General features: G+C 68.7%; 1 protein-coding gene (cut by a window edge). It reads left to right on the top strand.

All coding sequences use genetic code 11. The features are described from left to right. The first annotated feature begins 597 nt into the window (after positions 1 to 597). Positions 598 to 24323: the 5' portion of a UvrD-helicase domain-containing protein gene (locus ACZ6S0_RS39885; RefSeq protein WP_465924520.1), read on the top strand. The gene runs 13381 nt beyond the window's last position; only the first 23726 of its 37107 coding nucleotides appear in the window; its start codon is at positions 598 to 600; its stop codon lies off the right edge, out of view.

Below are 24323 nucleotides of genomic sequence, written 5' to 3'. Positions count from 1 at the left end.
GCCCAGCCCGCCCAGGACGGCCCGGCCGTCAACCCCCAGGACGCCGCCGCCACCCCCGCGTTGACCTCCGACCAGGCCCGCCAGGCTTCGCCCGCACCAGGGCAGACGCGCCCAGCCGACTCGCCCACCATCACCCCAGCTCCGCCGCCGGAAAGGAACGCACCCCCTTCCCCTCCCCCAGGCCACACCCCACCGGCCGTCATCCGCTCTCCCGATCAGCCGCCTCAAGCCCCAGAACCGTGGCTATGGCAGAGCAAGCCCGACGGCTCACGGATCGAGCGGCGCTTTCACTACCTCTGGCTCGACGGCGCATGGCAGCTCAAGGCCACGGACGTCGAAGTCCCTAGCTCACTCCCGGCGAACCTGCCCCCCATCGCCTACGCGCTAGGTGGGCACGGCCCAGTCGTTCTGGCCACCCTGCTCCGCGCCGTTGAAGACCCCCGCCACCTCGACGACCTGCGCGCCCGAGCCCGCTGGGCCAGCGCTGACGCCGGCCCGCTGACACCCCCAGGCGCTTGTCAACTGCTGGAGACCGGCATCCGCATGCACCAGGGCACAGACCAGGACTCCAGCCACGAATGGAGCTGGGCTGAACTGGTGACCTGGCTCCACCTGACGAACAACACTCCGCTGAACCAGATCGTGACCCAAGCGGTCGCCCTGCGCGATGCCTACCGCAGCGGCCGCAGAACCCTGACCCTCACCGGACAAGCCCACGTGGGGCGGGCGATCGAGCACGAGCTCACGACCATCGCCGAGCAGGCAACCACCGATCTGCTCGTCGAAGCCGTCGACCGAAACGCGCACCCGCACCGCTACCGCAAACAAAACGCCCAGGAGAGCGAGGCGGAAGACGAGCAGGATAGCGAAGAAGAAGAGGATGAGGAGCAGGAGCAGGCGGAGAGTGAGCAAGACCAGGAAGGCGAGCAGGCCTCGGACGACAATGGCCTGTTCTCGTTGGAGAGCATCTCTCCGGCCGCAGCTCAGCAGGCCCTTGAACGCCGTGAGAAGGAGCGGATGGCCAAGCTGGCCGAAGCCCAGCAGGCCCGTATCCGGCGTGCCCAAGCGAGGCTGGCCAAATTGGCCGAGGCAGCGCCACCTCGCGACGACAGCGGACAGCGGCGGCCCTTGGCGGGACTGCTGCCCAATATGGTCGTCGTCGACGCCCACCAGCAACCCTCACGGCTCCGGCTCACCCACCCGCCCGCCCACGCGCCCGACCGGCTGACCCTGGTCGGCAGCCTGCCCGAGGCAGGTGACAGCGCTGGCGAGCACAGGTGGACCTACACCGGCAAGGACAAGGACCGCTCGCTGTGGGTGCTGCGCGCCCCCAGATCCTTGGCGGCGTTGGTCACAGATGCGGCAGCGGCACCGCCCATGGCCACGGAGGACCAGATCGTCGAGGCGGGCCGAAGAAGCGAGGGCTTCGCCGACCTGGCCGCCCTGCTGACCTACCTCAACGCCCTGCCACCCGAGACGCTTGCCGCCCGCGCACCGGACGAAGGGCCGGAGAAATTCGATGCTCGGCGCGACGGGCGCCGCGCCCTCATTCGCCAGATCAGCATCGCACCTGACCTCGCCCTGAGCCGTCAGGGCCACCTGGTCATCTTCAGCGATGGACGACAGCATCACCTCGCCCTCGCCCGAACCCTGATCTTGATCGCCGACCGGCTGGTCGAGGGACACAACGGCCAGCAGGTACGGGAGTTGGCCGATCGCATCGAGCGAAGCTGCGTCGACGCTCAGGGCAAACCATTCGGCTGGGGCGCGGTCGACGTCCGCGACACCCTGCAGACGTGGGGCTCGGCCAGCGGCCGCAGCCTGCGCGAAGAGATCCATCATGTGATCGCGGGTTTCGACCGCGAGCACCATCTCGACACCATGGCCCTGCGCCTTCAGGAGCAGGACCAGCGCAGCGAGCAGCAACTTCGCCAGTCCCGCCCCACCGGCCCGATCCCGCCCGATCACATCAGGGCCGGAGATCACATTCGCCTGGTGTTCGCGAATGGCCACTGGCAACAAGGCCAAGCCGCCCAGCTCGCGAGCCCCGACCCTGCCCGGCCGGGCCATTGGACCATCACCCTGCGCACAGGCATGGGTGGGGCGGAGGCCCGCGTACCCTTCAACGCGGCCACCGGAAACGTGATCCGCCTGCCCGACCCGCTGCCGGACATCCCCGACACCGCCATCGCGACAGCCGATCCTGCGACACCGGCGTACGACGCCGGACCCCAACTGCTCGCCCCTTCCCATGCGACTGTGACGCGCCGCTTCTCCGACGCCGCAGACCCACCGCCGACTGCTTCGCCCCCAGCCTCGTCACCCGCCGCCCTGGCACCATCAGCGTCACCGGTGGACGGTCCTCCGGCCGCCGGCGCCCTGCCAGCCGCCCCCGCTCAACCCGAGGCGACCTCGGCCCAGGCTCACCCGCCATCCCCCGGCTTCGATTCCGCCGGCGGCTCACCCACCAGCCTCAACCGCCCACCCTCAGCGCAGGAAGCCGAACTCGAGGCCGAACCGGAGCGGCCGGGTTACGATGCCCACGGACACCCCCAGGCTTGGACGCCGCACCACCTGGCTCGCCCGCAACCCCTCGATGAGCTGGCCGGGATGTCCGTCCGGGTGAACGCCGACGACGGCCATACCCTGATCGGGATCCTCACCAGGACCGATGACGGCTGGCAGGTCGCCGGTGAACGCTCCGACGGCAGAGCAGACGTTCTCGAAGTGCACTTCGGCGACGCCGCGTTCGCCCGGGCCGAAACATCTCCGCCCCGACCGCCCGGGCCCGCACCGGCGATCACCCAGCCGGCGCCACCGGCTGGCATGACCGCTCACCGCCAGGCCGTGCTCCTTGCCGCGATCCATGCCCGCGCCGCAGAGTTCGCCAGTCGAGGAAACCCGGCGGCCGACGTCGCCGACCTGGTCGACGCGACTGCTGTGGAATGCTCCTGGATGTACGCGTATCTGCAGGCGCGCCCTGAGGTTCTCGTGCTCGCGGCCGCGGACCGGGAGGAACAGGCCCGGCACTGGATGACCCTCGCCGCGAGCACGGCCGGAGCTGACAGCCGCCCCGACCCCGCCGTGGCGGGCACCGCTGCAGATCCGGAGGATCTGACCACCGCGCCACCGGGGCCTGAGCCGGGTGTGGTGCCGCCCCGCACCGCTGCGCCACGCACCAGCCCTCGACCACCAGGGGACGAGACCACGGCCGCGCAGGCAACCGCCCCGCCTCCCGTCGCCGACATCGTCTTCGCTCTGCAGAGCCTCGACCCCCGCTTTGTCGCCAGGCTCATCCGATCCCTCAACGACCCCGCCGCCCTGTTCGACCTCACCAAGACCCCACGACGCTTCGTCGACCTCGACCACCCCGAGACCACGTGGGTCCAGGCCACTACCCAAGGGGTGGAGTACGCCCGGCACGCCAAGCCCGGTAGCCCTCCAGCCCGCCTTCGCTGGCATCAGGTCATCAAGCACGCCATCATGCCCGGCCTCACCGACCAGCACCGAAGCCTGCTGACCGACGCCTGCCAGGTTCTGGAGCGCTACCAGCACCCTGAATGCATGCTCGCCCTCGCAACGGTCGGCAAGAAGGAGCTGTGGTACCAGGCCCTCAGCGAGCTTGATGCCATCCTCACCGCGGTGGGCGACGACGTGCTCGGCCACGCGCTGGCCACCACGCCCGCTCAGCAAGGCGAACACTCCGGCGATCGTTTCAGCGACGCCGACCAGCCACGACTGCCGCACTCGGCACTGGCCGACGCCCAAGGCCGGGCCGATCTGCCTCGACTGCGGCACCGGCTGACCGAACTGATGCAAGTCCTCCCGGAGAAGTGGGTCATCCGCAAACCGCTCAAGGACCTGCAAGCCGGGGACGCGATGGGGGATCTCCAGGTCGAACCGGAGGCCCTCATCCTCGATGAGCCGCCGCGCACACCCCGATCCACCCAACGCAAGCTGCGCCTGAAGGGACGGCCGCTGATCGAAGGCGTCCTGGGTAAGCCCACGACCGCGGAAGTATGGGTGAACCCGAAGGATTCCTACCGTGTGGTCGTCTTCCCGATCGAGCCCGACCAGCACATAGACACGTCGTCGGCCATTGTCGGGGAAGGACCGCAACGTGTCCCCTTCGCTCATGAGGCGCTGGTCTCGCCACCGCACGACGATGCGCCGGCACCACGCCGGAAGACACGTGCGCGGGGTGATACGGCCAGACCCGCCGATCAGACGGCCCTGCCCCTGGCAGCAGGCGACGACGCCGAACCGGGCTCGCCGGCCAGGCGCTTCGTCACACGTCAGCAGGTGGTGGAGCACCTGCGGCGCGGCGCCGACGGACATGACACCCACAGCCATGTCGGAACACAAAACCTCGCCGAACGCGATGACTGGTACCTCGTGGAGGGCGGCTCCTTCCTCGTCGCCCCCGACCACGCCTTCAAAAGGGGCGAGGAATTCCAATGGTGCGTCATCCCCACGAGCCACGGCCATCTGTGGCGCAAATACCACCTGCCAACCCCTGCCGCGGCCGAGGCCTTCGCGCGGCGGCTGAAGGAACAACAGACCGAACTCGATTTCCACTGGGACGACCCCCACCACCCCGACCCGCCAACCCAGGTGACCTCAGGACTGTATGTCGAGGTGTTGGAGAGCCTCGACGATGTGCCGTTGTCGACCCGTATGGCCTGGGGCATCGGCAAGGACACCGCGAACCCCACTGACGCCGAACCATCTGCAAAACTACGGCCCGCGCCGCCCGCGCCCCTCGAAGAGGAACAGGTCGACCCGTCCCACCGTCCTGACCAGGACCTTGCCGGACCACGCCGTGGAGACGAGCTCGCAGAGCCAACAGCCCCCGCCGCCCCGGTCGTAGCGCCAGCAGCGGCGGCGCAATCGCCCGACGACGCCTCCGCACCAGCCCCCGCATCCGGCTCGGCGGAAGCTCACCCGCACGGGCTCGCCACGGTCGCGCACGGTATGCCGCTGTTCCGGCTCCTGCGCAACGACCTGGCAACCGGCCGCGCAGACGAGGACACCGAGCGAACCACCGCCGCTGCCCACGCGCTCGCGCCCCTGGCCACCGAAGCTTTCGGCCAACAATGGCTGCGGCGCGCCGCGCGTGACCGCACCGAGATCGACTTCACCTGGCGTGTGGTGTCCATGTGGCTGCGGCGACAGCTTCACGAGCGCACCGCCGCCGCCGAGGACTTGCAGGAACAATGGTTCGGACCACACCAGCACATCCTCATCGACGCCTTCGCCCGCTACCTGCTCCAGCACCTGAGCGCCGACCACAGCCTGCCCATCCAGACGTCACCGGAGACCAGCGCGGACACCTCGGCGCCGCCCGCACTGAATGAGGAAGAAGCCCAGCAGGACGCCATCCTGAGGGAACTTGACGCGCAAGGGCTGCTGCGCAGCCTCACCTACCACGAGATGGGGGTCGTCAAGGTCACCCTCCAGCAGACCGACGAGACGATCGTGCTCGCGCTGGATGAGGCAGCCACCCGATTCGCGCCGCACCTGGAGATCGCCCCGCTGCCCTTGAGGGCCGATGACATCGCCGCAGCCTTGGGTAACCTAGCCCGCAGCCAGTTCCACGAACTCGTCGCGCACATCGACGATCTTGACCTCCTGCGCGAGCGCTTCGGCCCCCACCGCGACTTCTTCACGCCGTCGCTTGTGGTCCGGTTCGCCCAGAACGGCATCCACCTGAGGGTCTACCGGGAGCGGACCCACACGGGCCTGCTCGCCTGGGAGGCTCTGCGTGAGCAGTGGATCAGTCCCGGCCTGAGTGGCGAGTATCGCACGGTTCTCTTGCAGGCCCGGGACCTCGCCGCCCGAGTGCACGACGGCTTCGTCGCGTTCGAAATGGCAGGACAAGTCGAACGATGGAGGCTGGTCACCGCCGACGTCGCCGGTGTCGTTGATACTGTCCGCGAGCACCTCTTGAATGTTGCCCTGGTCGGCCTGCTTGGCTCGCATTCCCCGGCCCGCCAGGGCGCGAGCGTAGGCTCAACGCAGACAGCACTGCCTGACCTGCCGTCCGAGCCCGCAGGCCAGCAACCGGCGCCGCTGCTGGCACGTCTAGCTGCCGTGGCTAGCATGCTCCCCCCGAGGTGGACCGCCCCCAAAAGCGTGCTCGATCTCCACAGCGGAGACATCATCACCGACCTCGACAACACCACACGGGTATTCGAGCTCACCGCAGCGCCCACCCGAGCAGGCAACTCCCTGCACTTGCGCGGCCGCTACGCCCGTGACGGCGTGCGGAGCGCTGAGACCTCCCAGCAGATCACGCTCGGGCCACGCCCCGACCAACAGCAGCAGCATGTGCTGGTACTGCCGGACCTTGATGCCACCCTTGCGGCCGCAGATCCGTCTGCCCACGAGAGCGCCGCGCAGCTCAGCGCACCGCCCCCGGCCGACTCGGACAGTCAGGGATCCCCCGCCGGTCGCACGACCGCCGCGCCAGCTGACGACTCGTTCCTGCCGGACGCGCCGGACGGCGGCCACGACACGAACGCCCTCCCACCTGCGGCCACCAGCCAGCACCCGCACCGCCAGCGCGCCCGTCGGCCATCGGAGGAACGAGCTGCTGGGATCGACGACATGGCCGCACGCCTGACCGCCGACGCCCTGACCCACCCGGCCCTGCGCCGCGCCGCAGCCGAACTGGACGACATCGACTTCACCTGGCGCGTGCTGGCGATGTGGCTGGCCCGGCATGCCCGCAACGGCCCCTTCGCCGAGGCCATGCGCCCCTACTGGCGCCCCCCCGAGCAGCAGCGCCTCATCACGAGGGTGGCGCTGGACCTGCGCCAGTACGCGGCCGGGTCCGCTGACGACGAGTCACCAGCCAACGACGACGACACTCTCCTTCAGCCCTGTGACAGCGCGGAAGCGCAGCAGGACCTTATTCTCAGAGGGCTCCACGCCCAGGGCATCCTCCGCAACCTCACATACCACCCCAGCGGGTGCGTGAGGCTGTTCATCACGACGCGCGATTATGAAGATGTCGCACTTGCGCTCGACGAGGCCGCCGCCCGTTTCCTCCCTGAGCTGCGGATCGCACCGCTCGCCCTGCGCGATGAGGACATTGCCGCAGCCCTGCGCGCTTACAACACCCACTGGTTCATCGGCCTAGTGGACGCGCTGGACGATGATCGGAAACTGCGGGCCTTCGCAAGCACGATCAACGGCATAGGCACCGGGCACGTCAGGCCCAAGGGCCTGCAGATCACCGTGCACGAGCAGCGCACCCGCACCGGCACCGTGTCGTGGCAAGACATCCGAGATCATTGGATCACGCCCGGCCTGACCGGCGAGCATCGCGCCCTGCTCGCCCATGCGTCCGAGCTCGACTCCCGGCTCCGCGCCGGGATGGCCGCCTTTGATCTCCTTGACCAGCACAACCGCTGGGCAGATGTCCTGAAGGAGACTGCGGACGTGGTCAAAGCCGTCCGCGAGCATGTCCTGGACGTGGCCCCCTCCCGCCCCTCCCGACCTGCCAGCAGACGAGCACCCAGCATCAAACGCCAGGACGACACCCTGTTCGACCTTGATCCCGGCACCTCGAGCGACACCAACGGTCCCGGCGCTTCCCCGGATGTGCGGCCGTTGCAGGCCCGACTGGCCGCGGTGGCCGACCTGCTGCCTGCGGACTGGACCAGCAGCAAGAGCACAAGCGAGTTGACCGTAGGCGACATTGTCACCGACCTCGATCACAGCACCTCGACCGCTTTCGTGATCACCGGACCCGTCGGGCACACAGCCTCCCACCTCACTCTGCATGGGTACCACCTGCGCAACGGCCTGCGTGGCCAGCCCACCACTATCGAACTCGACCTGGAAGACAACCCCGCCGACCAACCACGCCAGCTGATCACACTCCCACGCCTCGGCACAGAGGCAGACCTGGAGAACCTGCCGGTCGCCGACACCACCAGCCTCAGCGTCTACAGCTTCACACCCGAGGCCTTGGCTCGTGCGCAGCGCCGGGACGAGTCCGGTACCCCGAATCTGCCGCCGGAGGACACACCAGCGGCCGATCTTGAATTCTTGCCGCCCAACGGCCGCCCCACCCAGCCAGTCGTACCGGCGACGCAGCCAGCACCGGCCGTGCCGCCCGCCGCCGCGCGGAAGACCAGCACCACGCCGACTTCGTCGAGCCCCCGATTCGCCTCGGAGGCGGATGTGCGCCGGCACCTGCGCACCGGCGGTGACCTCACCATCCCCATCTTCCAGACAGCCGCGCAGGAATTGGCCGACCGCACTGATTGGCACCTGGTCGCCAACGGCACCTTCCTCGTTCTCCCCGCTTCGGACCAGTCGGGCGCGTGGTGGACCGCCCATTGCGGCAGCGGCCTGATCCTGAAGACATACCCGCTGCCCAACCAGGACGCGGCCGAGGCCCTCGCCTGGCGCCTCAGCCAGGTTCAGGTGGACGGCCAGACCGTCGACTGGGACGACCTCGACGCGGCCACGCGCCTGTCCTCCATCCGCGCCGAACTCCGCCAGGCATACCAGGCAGTCCTCGCCCAGACCTCGCCCGACGCCGCCGACCCCACTCAAGCACTGCTGGCGCCACCAGTCGCAGATCAGCCGCCCGCCCCGCGGGAACTGGCCCTGGACTGGATCCACTACGCCTGGGACGAACGCCGCGGCGGCGTGGGCGCGGTGCGCTCCTCACTGGACAACACCCGCGGCTGGGACCACCATCTGGGTCCCTGGCTAGACCCGGGCAATGTCCCCGGTGCCAGCATCTGCCGGCTGCTCATCGAGGGCCGCACCGTAGTGCTCGCGCGTCTTCGCTCCCCCGGCACCGACAGCAGGCGAAACCTGCGGGTGATGGCCTACCTGGGCGACGACGCCTCACCCACCGTCCGCGAGGCGCTGGCTCTGGCACCGGCCTGGGCCGAGCAGCCGCTACCGGACCGCACTCCCCTGAACCTGCGCTCCCTGACCGGCATCTTCGCCGAACACGCCGAGACACTCGAGCAGCAGGCCCGCGCGGCAGCCCCCGATCTGGCCCCCGTCGTGGCCGCCGCGCTGCGCAGCCCCGGCACCGAGTTGTCCGTGCTCACCCAGGGCGACCTCCGCGCACAAGCCTGGGCCCTGACCCACATGGTCGAACTGGCGCTCGGGCGGAGCATGGAGACGTTCTCGACCTACGAAAGCGACGACCTGCGGCCAGGCACGGACGTCATCTTCCTGCGCCAGTGGCCGGGAGCCTCCATACGCGCCTCCCAACGTCAGCGCGTGGACCTGACCGCACCACCAGCACCAGACCGGTACGACGAGATGGCCGCCCTGATCGTCGACGCGTACGCGCAAGGTTCCCTGGAACTGATCACCCAGCAGCTCAACCTGACCGGCGACACACCCGCCGCCCAGCGCATCGAGATCCTCCGCGAAGCCTTGTCGGCACCACTGCCGGCGCCTCCTCCTAACAGCAAGCCCGCCGGCCCGCCTCCGCCAGATCAGCCGGCCGCCACCGAACAGCCGTCCCGCACACCGGAATCTCCCCCTACGCTCCCAGCACCGGACCCCCAGCCAGAACCCCCGCAGCGCGGCGCCGACCGCGGCGGTACCGACGACACACCGTTGCCCGCCCTACCTGAGGCGTTCCAAGAACTGCTGGAACGCAGTTCGCACCTGAGACTGCGTGGCGACAGGCACTTGGAGGACGTGGCGCGCCTGCTCATCCACCGCTACCAGCAGCACCCCGGCCTGCGCCTGGCCCAGCACACCCTCGAACGCATGGACTTCATCAACCGGATCCTGTCGTTCTGGCTCGCCGAACAGGTACGCACCGACGAACAGATCCCGCAAGAGTTCGCCACCCTGTACTTCGTCGCTGGCGGCCGGACCGCGGATCTGCTGAGAGGCTTCATCAGCTACCTGCTCGTCAGCGACGAGGCCCCGCCCCCACCGGACTCAGCCGACGTCGCCATCCCGCTGCCAGAGGAAACCACCGACGCCATCTTGCGCGGCCTGCGCGACGCCAATGTGTCGTACGAGACAGCACACCGGCAAGACGGCCGCGTCCTTGCCCTCCTCCACGAGGTGGGCGACGAGCTGCCGCTCGACGTCGTTGCCGCCCGCCACGTGCCGGACCTCGGCATCCGCCCCGGCAAGGCCACCGACCTCGACATCGCCATGACCTTGGAGCACTTGGCGCCATCCTGGTTCGTGCTGCTCTGCCAAGCCGTCGCCGATCGCAGCAAGATCAGCGAACTGCATCCCGAATCCGCTTGGGTACGTTGGCGAAGCTGGGAATTCCCGCCAGGCGCGAACCCTCCCACACCGACAGTCCCGGACTCTCTGGAACTTGACGCCACCGCCACCGCCACCGGTCTGCGGCTTCGCCTGCAGACCCCCACCGGGACCCGCACCGGTTTCCCGAAATGGACGCAGATCCTGGACCGCGTGCAAGCGGTCCTCACCCCCGATCGGGCAGCGATCATCGCTGAGAGCGCCACAGCAGAGCGGAAGTTCTACGACTCCCACGACACCTTCGAGATCACCGGCGAGAGCGCCCAGCAACGTCTAGCTCGCGAGGAACTGGACGATCTTGCTGATCGTACCCGCCGCCAGATTCTCCGCGATGCCTTCACACAGCCCGCCACCACACGTGGTGAACGCGCCGGGCAACAGGCCATCAGCTTCGAAATGGCCGCAGATACCGCCGCGACAACCCCCGGCGGGGAGCACGATGCCGATGCCATCACGCTGGTGCGCGTGCGCCAGCTGGCCTCGGTCCTGCCGGACAAGTTCATCACCTCCGCAACGATCTCTGACCTGCAACCCGGAGACCTGGTCCACCGGCGCGAAGGCCGTCTCGTGCCGCTGGTGGTCTCCGAGACCCCGCGCGAGATCGACGGCCTGCTGCACGTGCCCGGCACTCTGTACGGGCATCCCGAGGCCGAGCCGATCTTGTGGCGGCCCCGCGCCTACGACGACGTCCGCGATCCCCAGGTGCTGCTGGTCCATCTGCCCAAGACGCTCACGGGCATCATCGAGGCCGACGACAAGCCGCGCCCAGAGCCCCCACCCGCCGCGCCTGCACCCTCACCCTCCCCCGATCCTCCCCCGATCGTTCCCACCACCGGCGGAGCGGCCAAGCCCACGCCCCCGTCCAGCCCCACATCTCAGCCGACGGGCCTCAGCCACCGCGACATCGCTCAAGCCTTGCACTTGGCGGGTCGGGACTTCCTCGCAGTCCTTGTCAAGAGCCGCCACGACCGCAAGGCCCCGCGCGACCTCATCAACAGCCGCCGAAGCAGCGGCTGGAAGGAGATGAGCGTTGCCATCCGCAAGACCGGTTTGGAGATCCGTAAAGGATCCGGAGACCAGGCCACCGACCACAAGCTGACCTGGGGCCAGATGCGCGCCTGGCTCGAACCGGGGCTGGACGATGATATCGAACACGTGCTGCTCCGCTCCGACGGCCTGCAAGGCGCATGCATCTGGTCCTTCAGGCACTTCTGGCTGGTCGGCGAAGGACCCTGGCAGGCGGCAGCAGCCGACGAGATCCGCCGGATCGGAGAGCAAGTCCGCCTCGAGGTGGTCGTGCGAGCCTTGCAAGCTCACGAGCCGAGCTTTCGCGCCGAGCGCGCACCCGGCACCTACCCCTGGTACGAGACCAGTTCACATCCCGGCGAGTTACCTGTCGACCTGCCCAGGATCCGCCGGCGTCTGGACCTGTTCACCCAAGCGCTGCCCTCGACCGAACCCGACGATGTAGACGTCACACACCTTCAGCCCGGCGACATCATCACAGCGCGCGGAGATGACGACAGCGGATCACTGCGCCTGCTGGCGCCGGTGGTCGAGCTTGCCGACCGATACGAAGTGAGGGGTGAACTGGCCGGTCCGTTCCAGGCCAAGGACATTCCACCCACCTGGAGTCCTGTCACCTGGACCTGGCCCAAACACGAGACCTACATCCCCCAGACGAACCTCGTACGGCTCCCGCGCGCCTCGCTAGCCCCCCTGTTCACCGACGACAGCATCGACAACGACGGCAGCAGTCCAAGTCACGACGCCGCAGCCACGGTCGTGCCGGATGCAGACGAGCCGATCCCCTTGCCCCCTGCCTCCGACACGCTGTTCGACCTACCGGCGGGACGCGACGCCAACGCGGCACGACAACCGCCCGACGAACCGCTTTCACCGGCACGGCCATCTGCCATGCCGACACCACCGGAGCCCTCCGACACTAGCGAGCAGGCAGGGCCGGGCCCGGACGAACGAGCAGTTCCACGTCCAAAAGCAACCGTCGCCGCGAACGAGCCCGTCGAACCGCACAACGATGGCGCGCTGGACACACTGTCGGACCGGGACATCTACCTCGTTCTTTCCCGCATGGGACAGAACCTCGTGGCCGCGCTGGTGGCTAGCCGTACCGATCCCGGCGACCTGAAAAGAGAGATCAGCGGTCAGGGCGGTTTCGGCGGACGCATGGGCGAGACGGACGAGTGGACACTCCTTCGCATCACACGCCGCGGGCTGGACGTGGAGCTAGGAGACCAGTCAACACGCCGCAGGCAACTGCTGACGTGGTCCACCCTACGTACCTGGCTCGAACCCGGACTGAACGACGAACTCGCCCACGTCCTCATCCACGCCAACCGCCTGCACGGCACCTACAACGCCATCGAAGACCGTTACCAGTTCATCGGCGAAGCTCACCTGCAGCACGCAGTGCGCGCAGAGCTGAACACCCTCACGAACCGGGCCTGCGCGGTCATCCTCCAACAGGCATTGACCGCCCACCGCAACGCCCCGACCCTGGACGAGCCTGAAGGCAGTGCCCACGACTTCACCGAGATCGCAGAGCCCCCGGATGCCGCCGTCTTGCAGCGCCTTGCCGCGCTAGATGCGGCGTTGCCCACCATCCGGCACCGTGACGTCCCTCTGGCCGACGCACAGATTGGCGATGTGGCGAGCATCTACGACGATCGGCCGCGTCTACTTCGCCTGACGCAACCCGTCGCGGAGTTCGCGGATCGCGTCGAGATCACCGGAGAACTTCACGACGGCAGCACCCTGACGAGACGTTGGGTCAATCGTCTCCCGGATGGGCAATGGGGCTCTCTGCAGGTGGTCAGCCTGCCCACCTCACTGGCCCCCCTGTTCCCCGATTGGGAAACCAAACGATCGACGGCACCCCTCGCTGTTGTGACACCAACAATCCAGCAGGATCACCAAGCTTACGAACACGGCACGGCCCCCTCCCCGCCCCCTGCTCTCGCCCCAGCCGCAGACCTGGCCGACTCGCCCACTTCGCCCCCGCTGCCGGATCCCGCTGTCGCAGCGGTGGAGAAATCAACACCGGAGCACGACACCGAAACAGCGGCACACACGGGGCCGACAGGCATGACCTTCACGACCCCGTCGGACGATGAGGTCCACCTCGCGCTCACCGCGATCGGCCGCGTGTTCGTCGCCGCTCTGGTGGAGAGCCGCACCAATCGCGAAGCCCTGAAAACTCATATCGACGGTCACCACGGTGCGGGGGGCGGCCAGGGCCCGCAACGCATTCATGCCCAGACCACGCCACACGGGCTCAACGTCGAGGCAGGACCTGCCGAGGCCCGCAAACATCACCTGCTGACCTGGTCCCAGCTCCGCTTGTGGCTCACCCCCGGCGTCAATGACGAACTCGCCCGCATGCTCATCCAAGCCACCCATCTGAGCAGCGCCTACAACGCGATCCATGATCGATACCAGCTCATTGACGAGGAGCACCTCCAGCGCGCCGTCCGCCAGGAACTGGACAGCATCGCCAGCCAGGCCAGCACAGCCATTCTGCAGCGAGCACTGATCACGCACCGCAACGCCCTGACTCCCGACCACGACGACGGCACTTCCCCCACCCAGGCGGCCGAGACCATCAACGTACCGGACCCAACCACGCTGGTCCGCCTTGCCGCCCTGGGCGACGCCCTGCCGCCACTCCCACTCCGTGACGTACCACCCGCCGAACTGCAGCCCGGCAACGTCGTGCACCTGTACCACGAGGGAAACTCCCACCTTTTGACGCTCGCTCAGCCAGTCATCGAAGGCGACGAATACCTCGAGTTCACCGGGACACTGCATGACGGCGCGGTGCTCGTCACTCGCTGGTCCAGGCGCCTACCTGACGGCCAATGGCCCCCAGCCAAGGTGATCACCGTTCCCTCTTCGCTGGCCCCGCTCTACCCCGGCTCCAGCGAGCCACCACAATCCGGCCCACCTCCCGCTGCCCCCTCTGCCGCCCCGGCTGCAACGCCGGCCGCGCCCGCCGACCCGCAACTGCCGGACAACGGTGGCCGCGTGCCGCCCAAACAGCCGCCCGGACCAAGCGCCGACTACCTCGACGACGTCACCCCGATCGAATTGCCCACCCCGCAGGAACTAGCCGCGGCAGCCGCAGCCGGCCAAGGCCCTCTGGCGGGGCGCATCCGCTTCCACAACGACGGCACGATCATCGGCACACGCCACGACGACCCGATCGAGGCCCGGCGCGCGCTGCGCCAAGCGCACTTCGACTGGCAACGCGGTGAGCACGGCAAAGGCCGCGGCAAATGGATCCACATCGGCAACCCCGGCGACCTTGCACGAGACACCGCCACCGCCCGGCAAAGCCTCATCGACCTCGACGTCGCCGAGTCCGAAAGCCTGCTACGCCAGGCAGAAACGGCCGAGAAAGCGGCCTCCACCTTCGCCCCCACCGAGCAGCAGCAGGCGATCTTCGCCGCCGCCGACACCGGCGGCGACGTCGTCGTGCAAGCCCTGGCCGGCACCGGCAGAACCACCACGCTGCGGATGCTCGCGCGCCGCATGGACGACCGAAAGATCCTCTACACCGCGTTCAACGCGTCGATCATCGCCGAAGCCCGCGACAACCGCGTGTTCGGTCGTCACGTCACCTGCCTGACCTTCCACAGCATGGCCTATCGGGCACTGATCAACGGCCGCTACGGGCCCAAGGTCCGCAAGGCGCGCAACTGGGACGGCGCCAACCGGCCCGAGGAGATCGCCGCCCAACTCGGCATCACCACCGCCCGCGACGGCATCGAACCGGAGGACCTTGCCGCCTTGGCCATGGCCACGGTCAAGAAGTTCCGGGAAAGCGCCGACCCGGCCATCACCGCAGCGCACCTGCCCGACAACGCCGCCCGCCCCAGCATGGCGCGATACCTGCTGCAGTACGCGAACAAGGCGTGGGAGAACATTTGCGACCCCGAAGGGACCGTCAAGTTCTGCCCCGACGACTACGTCAAGATCTGGGCCCTAGGCAACCCCCGCCTCGCCTTCCAAACGATCTTCTTCGACGAAGCGCAAGACATCTCGCCGGTAATGAAAAAGATCATCCAGGACCAGAGTGCGCAGGTCATCGTCGTCGGAGACTCCCAGCAGGCGATCTACGAATTCCGCGGGGCGATCGACGCCCTCAAGGACTGGCCAGCCGAGCACGTGCTGCCCCTGACCCAATCCTGGCGCTTCGGCCCGGCCGCCGCGGAGGCCGGCAACAAGATCTTGCAACTGCTCGGCTCCGCACACCGGCTGCAAGGCAACCCGGCGCTCGCCACCCGCCTGTGCGAGGTCTCCGAACCGGACGCGATCTTGTGCCGTACCAACGCCGGAGCCGTGGCGGCCGTAGTCGAAGCTCTCGAGAACGGCAAGCGTGTCGCTCTGGTCGGCGGCGGCACGACGATCGAAGAGACCGCGTGGGCCGCCCACGACCTGAAGGCCGGCAAACGGACCAAACTGTCCGAGCTGGCAGCGTTCAAAGACTGGAACGAGGTCGTCCGATACGCCCAGCGGCCTGAAGAACGCAACCTGGCCATGCTCGTGCGGCTGATCGACAAATACAGCCCCCGCGGGCTGATCGACATCATCAAGAAGCTGACCGACGAAGACGAGAAAGATCCCGAGCTGCAGCCTGAACTGGTCGTCTCGACCGCGCACAAGGCCAAGGGCCGCGAGTGGAACCGGGTCCTGATCGCCGATGACTTCCTGGCCAAGCCCGAGACCGACGAGACCGGCCGAGAGAGGCTGCCCAGCGAAGAAGAACGACGGCTGGCGTATGTGACGATCACGCGAGCCAAGCTGGAACTGGACGTCGGCTCGCTGGGCTGGTACCTGAACTACCAGCCGCCGGAAACGACCACCACCCGGCCACCGGCGGCCGACACCCCCATCGTCAGCGCAGCCACCGCTCCCCCCGCCCACCAGCCAGCTACACAGGCCACAACCTCCACGGCGCAACGCGCCAGCGCAGCCGCCAATGGGACCGGCGCCCTCCCCTACCCCAACCCCGGTGCCCTGCCTGAGGCTCTGCACCACCGCATCACCGCCGCCCTCGACGCCTACCACACCGCCCACCAGCACGCAGACGCTGGACAACGCGCCGAGACCTTCGCCACGCTGACCAAAGAACTGATCATCGTAGAAGTCGACCCTCACGATGAGGCCAGCAAAGAACAGGCCGCCGAGCTCAATCGCCTGCTGCAACACGCCTACACCGCCCATCCCCACCACGCCCTCGAGATGGCGGAACGGGCGCTGCTGGCCTTCCAGCTTCCCCAGCAAGCGGGGGAAGGTTGGACGGCCGAAGACCTCAGTAACCTCGCCGCTGCTCTCACCCACCTGGACGAACTCGACACCGTAGCTGTCGAGGCGATCGGCTGGATGAGCCTGGCGCGCTCTGACGCCGGACAAGCCTCCCCCATGCCGCTGGCCCTAGCCGTGGCGTTGGAGGTGGAACTGGCCCGTCGCGGCCGCACCACCCCCTGGCACGACGCTCAGCCCGGTATCGCTCTGGCCCGCACCTACACCGGAGCCCCCCACCACCTCGACCCCGCCTGGACCATCGCACCGGCCGCCATTGCGGCCGCGATCGCCTACGCCACCGGCCGCGTCCGCGCCCCGCAACCCCTCAACACCGACCAGCACACCTCCTGGCAAGCAGCCGTCGAAGCGCTGGGCCACATCCGCGACCGCCGCGCCTGCACCGTCTCAACCGCGACCCTCGGACGCGCCCGCGCCAGGGTCGACCTCATTCACGCCTCATCCCTGCACGCCCGCATCCTCAACCTGAACGACGAGGAACGAGCCAACCTCACCCTGGCCGCCGCCAGTTACCACGCCCGCTGGGAAACCCACACCGACCACCACCTGCACCATGAACTGATCGGCATCCACGCCGCCACCCACCACCTGTTCTGGTACAGCTACGACGCCGCCGTTGTCGATGCCGAGGCACACGACCTGGCCGCCCGCCTGGTGGCCTGGGACAGCCTCACCGCCCGCATCGCCGCGACCGAACCCGATCGCTGGCCGCAGCCCGATACCGCCTACCTCACCGGCATCGAAATCGCCTGGCAACTGCACAGCGCCCCGGGAGATGCCGCCCATGCTGACCTCGCCGCGCTCGACCCGGCTACGCTGCAAGGCGCCCTTGACTACGCCCGCACCCGGGCGGCCATCACCGCACCGATGCCCCGCAATGAGGACAAACACGCCCTGCACCAGCGCCGCTGGACGACCTTGGCCGACCACCTGCGCGACCTGCAGCAGGGCGGACGCTCCCTGTCCCCCAGCGAACTCGCCGACCTGCTCGCCCCGCCACAAGCCGAGCATCCGCAGCCTGAGCAGACCCGATCCGCCCAGCCGAGCACGCCTGCCCGGCCGCCCTATGCGCCGAGCACGCTCCCGCTCACCTCACACCTGCGCCACGACGTGGTGGCTCCGGCCGACCTGCAGCCGCTCACCGATGCCCTCCAACCGGACGTCACGATGTACGCCCCAGCCCACGCCCTGGCGCGCGTCATCGCCGAGGAGGAGTTCGCGCCCCTGACCGAGGCGCAACAGCGCAACGACGACAAGACGGCAAGTCGGATCGGGCTTGATCTCTCTGAACGCGTCCGAGCCTGGGACGATGCCGAGGCCGCCGGCAGGCCGCTCCCGACACAAGTCCCGCCTTCGCGCGGCCCGTACCCGGAAAGCGCTCGCGAACGGCTGGAGGCCATCGAAGGGACCCACCTGGCCTACTTCGGGCGGCTACTGACCCTGGAGTCCCGGGCAGTTATCGGCGGGCTCATCCGGCAGTGGGACGCGCAAGGCGAGGCCACCTACGCCGCGAGCCGCGACGAGACGCGCGCCGCGCTTAGCGCGATCCCCGCCGGTGACCAGGCCGCCATCGACCGCGCGGCCGTGCTGGCGGTGTCCGGGATCTACAACCTGGAGGTGTATCCGGGCAGCGTCTGGGTGATCGCCGGCGTCATCGGCCAATGCGTCGCGGTCCATCAGGAGATGCGCACCCGCGACTACCCGGGGCCGAGCCTGGACTATGTCGAGGGCACCCGGCGCTTCCAACGGCTCGACGAGCAATACCCCGACGCCATGCAGGCCTACGAGCAGGGCACCTTTTCCTGGCATGTTCCGAGCGACCTGCCCGGGCAGTTGCAGGCGCTCAACGATGAGCAGTTGCGCGGGTTCACCGACTTGGCCTGGCTCGCCGCTCAGCGCGACGACATCAACCGCGCCTCCTATCACGAGGCGCTGCAGCTTGCCGCACAGGAACACGGTCGGCGAGACGCCGAAGGGCTGGAGCGCAACGCGCCGTCCTCCGTTGGGCCCGGCGACACGATGACGCTGCGACGGCGAGCCGCGATCGAGCGTTCAGACGCCACCGAGCGGCTGGTTGCCGAATTCGCCACTAGCCACGAGCTCAGCGACACGGCCCGTAGAAGGCTCACCGGCATCCTCTCCTACAGCCCGGGGTCGGCCAAGTGGCTACGCCGCGCTCTGGCTGCCGACGGCGGGCGCATCCCGCACTGGGTAGAGAACGTGGTCCGGATCGCCGAGGCCACCCTGACCGCGCACACGCCGAAGGCAGAGGCTGCCGCGCTGCTGCTGCACCGGGCGGTCAAAGCGGCCGCCCGGGGCGGTGCCTATGACGACGGAGCACAGCACGATCTGCTGGCGGCGCTGGAGCACGTGGGCGTGCCACCGCACGCCGGTCCTCACGAAGCGCCGGGTGAGGCTGTACCGAGCCAGGTGTCCGAGGACGTCGCGCCTGCCTCCGAGAACCTTGGCACCCCGCTGGCCGAAGCGACGGGCGCGACGGACGCCGCGAGCCAGGCCGGGGCCCCAGCACAGCCGCCACTCGCAGTCCCGGTCGACGGCACACCGGTACACCAGCCGCTGGCCGCGCCGCAGCCCGGCGCGCCCGGCGATGTCACCGAGATGTTGCGCTGGTGGCGCCAACTGGCAGCCGACGAATCGAACGACCTGCCCTACCGGCACCGCATGTACTTGGGCAGCCGCGCCGAGAACGCCGATACGGTCGGTGCTAGCTACACGCTGGCACCCCGTCATCGCCTCGTCGTGCAACGCGACGGAGCCAAGGGCCGCTACACCTACAAAATCGTCCGCGCCGCCGACGGCTACGTGGTGCCTGAGGAGTTCCAATCCGAGCACGGCGGCCGCAAGGGTGCCCTGGCGCTGGCCAGCGCCTACGAAACCCAGCTCATCGACGCCAACGGCGTCGCCTACGTCTGGGCCGAGAGCGCCGAGGCGAACCGAGTGTGGACATCTGAGCGGGGCGAACCGCTGGCGGACGCCATCCGCCGCGTCAAAGGCGAGCACGACCGCGAGCACGGTCACACCACCAAGGCCGCCGCCTGGCTCACCACCTACGAAGCCGCCGTTCGCATCGACCCCAGCCGTCCCGACCCAGGCCCTCATCACGTCTACGCCGACCGAGTGGTGATCGGCGACCGCGTCACCCTCACCGTCGGCTGGGAGCGCACGAAGCGGGTCGGCGAGGTCGTATCGGCCGCTGAGGGCCGACCTGGCCACTTCCACATCGAGCTCGCCGACGGCACCACCGAGGAGGTGATGCGCAACGCCCGCCTCGAACGAGACCCCGACGACCCCGCCGTGCGCGACCAGCAGAGCCAGCGGTATGGCGAGCGGGTGCCGAACTACCGGCTGAACGCGGGAGACAGCGTCGAGTTCGTCGAGCTGTACCAGCCGATGCGCGTCGCCGCCGGCCTCGAGGCGGGCGATGACCTGCTGGTGCGCGCCCGCATCAGCGGCGAACGCTTCGACTGCGTGGTCGGGGCGCCGCTCCGGGATGTGTCCTTCCACCGCGCCGACGGCAGCGAAGTGGACCTCGACGACGTCTGCCGCGCCCACTACACCCGCTGGGTGCCCGCCCCCACAGTGACCCGGCTGGATGAACCGCAACCGGCGCGGCTCATGCGCCGCGCCGGCACGGCGGCGACCGACAGGCCGCTCCCAGACGGGTGGACGCACCACGCTGACGCCTTCGCCTACCAGCTTCAGCCCGGCGACGAGGTCACCCTGACCGTGAGCACCTCCACGACCGACAACGCCGAAGCCTTCGCAACCGCCGATGCTCCCGTACTGAGCTCGGTCCGCGTCACCGGGCGGGTGGCGCCGGAAAGCCGCCTGCAGGCCGGCGCCACCTACGCCGAGTTGGAACTCCTCCAGGCCAGATGGCAGGCCCTCGACAGCTTCGGCCAGCCGATGGGCGGCCTGCTCCCCCTAGGCAGCGACCACCAGGACGAGATCGGCGCCCCGCTTACCCACCTGCGCATCTCCAGCACCACCAAGGTGACCTACCGGCGCCCCCCGGCCACGCCACCCGCCGAACTGGCCAGCCTGGGCGTGCGCATCGAACAGAACGACAAGCAGGACCATCTCGTCTATCGCGAAGATCAGCTGATCGGCCAGATACGACAGTTCCACCTGGCCTGGCGCTACAAGCACGAAGACCACCCCGCATCCGACACCGAATTCGCAACCTGGCGCGACGCCTTGCGCCAACTTCTCGCCGCGGCCCAGCCTTCGCCTGGATCGAAGCCTGACGCCGTCCTAGCCGACGCCCCAGCGCGCTTCGCCGACATCGAGGCGGCGCAAGCCCACCTGCGGGCAGGCAGCGATGCCTCGACCCCGGGCGCAGCCGAAGCCGCCCAACGCCTCGCGCTCCACCCGGACCTGCACCTGGCCGGTCAGGGGTCCTTCCTGCTGCTGCAGAACGGCGAAGGCCTCTGGATCCTCGCCCACACCGGCAGCGGCCTCATCCTGAGCAACTACACCTTCAGCCTGCGGCAAGGCGCCGACGATTTCGCCACCGAGCTCACCCGCCTGCACGGCAGCGACGGGGAACTCTTCGACTGGGACAGTACCGGTGCGATCGGGCGCATCGCCGTCGTCGAACACCGCGTGGCCGAGGAGTATGTGCGCGCGAGCGAGAGCGTCCTGCCCCACGTGTCGGTTTACGGTGACGAGGACACCGCCGCGCTCGAAGCACAGCGCGAGGAACTCAGCGCCACCAGCGAACTGCCGAACCTACGGCTGTACGACCCGTACCCACCGGACGAAACAGCCAGCGAGGGCAGCACTACCGCCGCGATTGAAGCGGCCATGGCCACTGCTGAAGCGGCCAGCTTCGCCATCGAGGCGGAGCACACCCACGATGGCCTGCGAGGCGTCAGCCTGCGTGACCGCGCGAGCAACCGCCTCCTTGACCAGCGCAAGCACGTCGACCAGGCCGACGTGGCCGACCAGATCGCTCAACTCCCGCACGCCCACCAGGCCCCTGAGCCTGAGCCCGCCTCCGAGCCGAACCTGGCCATCATCAGCGCCACCTCTGGCCCGCTCGTCGAGGAGAAGTACCTTAGCCTGCAGGGCCTACGCGCCCACCTGACCCAGCAAGCCGACGCCCTCAGCCAATCACCCGACCGCGCAGGCCAAGCCGACCTCGCCGCCGAACTTCGTCGCCTGGCAGCCGACCCGTCGTTGTCAGTGTCGGCCTCAGGCAATCTGTGCTGGTACAACGTAAGCGGCAAACGCTGGCAGATCGCTGCGGTCGGCTCCGCCATGCCGCTGCTGCCGGACAAGATGCTCATCCAAGAAAAACGCGTCGCCATGCTGGCCCGTTTCCTGGAGAAGCATCTAACCGGTCCGGACAGCGCCCCCTTCCCATGGAAGGCTCTCAACCTGCGCCAGATGGGACCCCACTGGAGGTCGGAGCAGGGCCTAGATCTGACTGGTGCTATCGTCACCGTCCGCGCCGACTTCGACCGCAGCATCGGCCTGACCAAGTCGCCCGCCATCAACGCGCACCTCAGCCAGGCCCGGCAGCGCGCCCAGGACGAGCAGGACGCCGAAGCTCAGCGCGACCTCGCCGCTGCCACCGACCGTCACCTCGCCACCAGCGCCGACCTCCTCACCGGCGATGAAATCGAATTCACCGCCACGCTGACCGCGGCCGACCGCAAACGCCTGAACGGCGACGACCTACCCAACCGCGGCGAACAGGTCACCATCACCGGAACGCTCATCGCCCGCCCCAGCATCGACCCGCCCCAGATCACGTGCGCGGCCGGCACCGGCCACTGGCGCCACGCCGACGGCCGCGCCGGCACCCTCAAGCACACCAACACGCCCTGGCCCGACGAACGCGTCCACCATTGGTCCCTGCCCAGCGGGCAGGTCCTCGTGCGACGCGACCCCTACCTACAGCACCTGACCCTCACCGATCTCCGACCCGGCATTGCCAACCACGCCCAGGCCATCGGCCTCACCCCCGCCGTCCGTAACGCCATCACCCTCTACCTCGACTCCCTGCAGGACGAGGCGGCGAGTACCGCAACGCTGAGCCTGCGCGACCACGCCGCCCGGCTCCGCCATGCGGTCGATCTCGACCTGGATGCCGCCACCGCCATGCTCCGGGCCGAGGGCGACGCGGCGGATACCTACGGCCAACTCGATCTCGTCCAGCACGCCGAGCGCATCGCCCACATGAGCACCGCCCTGGCTGCACTGCACAGCGAACGCCGCCGCCGCGGCGGCCCCGCCGCTCCCAGCTCCGTCTACCAGCACGGCTGGCAACTGGCTCTGGAGATGATCCGCACCGGCGAGGTTCCAGAACTGGAACTTCTCCGCTTCGACACCTACCGCGGGGCCCGCGACTACTGCATCGGTCGCGACAATGCTCTCAACCAGCCGGACCCGACGATACGGGCAGCCGACGAGGCCGTGCTCAGCTGGCGGGATCTGCTGGAGGCGTTCCTCGACGTCGAAGATGCCGCCCCTTGGCGCGCCTCCACACTGCCCCGCCGCATCGCCGAACTGGACGACCCCACCGGCGAACAGGACCGAATAGGCCGTGAGGCGTTCCGCATGCTGCTGGCCATCGACGACAACGACGTAGGAGCGATACCGGACTACTGGGCCAGCATCTCCGACTACCTCGCCGACGCCGACATCCGCGGCATCGAGGACGCCGACTTCCTCCACGACGACTTCGCCGGCCTGTTGCGCACCGCTGGCTACGAGGCGCCCTCCCCCGAACTACGGCGCCACCGCGCCAGTTGGCAGCACATGTCCGGCCCGGAACTGGCCGCCGCGCTCCAGCAGTTGCCCTCCGACGCGCACGAGACCCGCCGGGACCTCGAACACCTGATGGGCGAGCGCGGCTGGCAGGACTCCGGCTTGCCCCAGCGCGGCAGCGCACACCTGCTCACCGAACCACAGCCACCCACGCTCACGCTCGTCGGCAAACGAGTGGCCTTCAACGACGATGACGACCACATCTTCGGGATCCTGCGCCAGGACTCCAGCGGCGAATTCCTCATCGCCCACCATCACAACGACCACGAACAGACCATCTACCTGCTCGACGGGGACCGCATCGGCGTCGTCGCGGCCGACGATCCCCGCCTGGCCGAGCGACTGGCGCCCGAGCATCTGCTCACCGACGAACTCGACGCCCACCTCGACCACCTGGCGGCGGCCGCTGCCGCCGAATGGGACCAGGGCCACCGCATCGGGCACGAGCGATTCGACCACCTGCTGCTCACCCACCGCCGCGTGCTGCAGATCTATACTCAGCGCCCCGACCGCGCCGAGCCTCCTGCGCCCGTGCTGACTGCGACACTGCCATGGCAGCCGGGCGACCCGTTCCCGCCAGGCCCCGACGACTCCGGCCGCACCACCGTCCCCGACGACGATCTCACCCTGCCGGCCGCCTCGGCGATGATCAAAGCCGAGCACGCCGCACCGGCTCCGCACATCCTCGTTATCGACGACAATGAAGACCACCACGCCTCGGCGACGACATGGTGGGAAGGAGCGGACCAGGATGACGCTGCTCAACCCATACGCCCTGAAGGCCCAGGAGTTCTACCAGCAGTTTCACCCGAACATTCTGAGGCAGATGAAGGATCCGGAGGCGTTCTTCAACGATCTGGGCCAGCAGATCGAGGAAGCGATCGACGCGGACTGGCAGGCGCGGA

This window comes from Nonomuraea sp. NPDC051298 (genome assembly GCF_055586305.1).
Note: the sequence above shows the minus strand (reverse complement) of the source record. Positions and strands in the feature narration are given on the sequence as shown.